Genomic DNA, 1,057 nt, shown 5'->3' with positions numbered 1-1,057 from the left:
TGTTGTGGGTCATGACGTTGCTAACGCGCCAGGTGGTGTGAGCGTGCGAAAGGGGTAGGTCCCCGAGCGCAGGATGGAAGTACCTCTACAACCCATCCGCGCGAAGGACCTACCCCTCATGACCCACGCTAATGCCCCGCTGACCCCTGCCGGAAGATACCGTCTGGTCGAACGCTGCCAACACCGACCGGTAGCCCACGTGGCCGCAGAAGCCGGGGTAGCCCGCCAGACCGTGACGAAGTGGGTGCACCGGTACCAAGCCCTCGGTGAGGCTGGTCTGATAGACCGCTCGAGCGCGCCTCACACCAGCCCGACCCAGATCCCCGAGGCGGTGGTGGCCCGGATCGAAGTCCTGCGCCGGGAGCACAAGTGGACGGCACGGCAGATCCACCTTGAGCTCGTCCGGGACGGCGTCCGGATCTCACCGGTCACGGTGGCCCGGTGGCTACGCCGGCTCGGGATCAGCCGCCGAAGGGACATCGACCCCACCGGCGCCACGAACCGCACCAGCAACAGGATCACCGCCCGGTACCCCGGCCACATGGTCCACCTGGACGTGAAGAAGGTCGGACGGATCCCCGACGGAGGCGGTTAGCGGATCCACGGGCGGGGCTCGGATGCCGCGAAGGCCGTCGACCGGGCCAAAGCAGCAGGTAGAACCAGGGGTGTCCGGGCCGGGTACGTGTATCTGCACTCGGCTGTGGACGGTTTCTCCCGCCTGGCATACACCGAGGCCCTACCGAACGAGACAGCGGCGACGACGATCGGGTTCTGGGCCCGGGCGAGGGCGTTTCTCGCCGCCCATGGCGTTCACCGCATCACCCGCGTCGTGACCGATAACGGGTCCAACTACCGGGCCAGGAACTTTACCCGCACCATTCTGGCGACCGCGGCCCGCCACCAGCGGATCCGGCCCCACACGCCCAAGCACAACGGGAAAGTCGAACGCTACAACCGCACCCTCGCCGAAGAGCTCCTCTACGCCCGCGAGTGGACCTCAGAAGCACAGCGCACCAACGCGATTACCACCTGGAACATCCACTACAACTACCATCGA

General features: G+C 66.5%; 1 pseudogene. It reads left to right on the top strand.

The features are described from left to right. Positions 1-118 precede the first annotated feature (118 nt). Positions 119-1,057, top strand: a pseudogene (locus AC792_RS01320) (IS481 family transposase); the annotation flags it as partial.

Source organism: Arthrobacter sp. RIT-PI-e (assembly GCF_001187915.1).
GTDB lineage: Bacteria > Actinomycetota > Actinomycetes > Actinomycetales > Micrococcaceae > Arthrobacter_D.
This window is presented reverse-complemented; position numbering and strand designations above follow the sequence as displayed.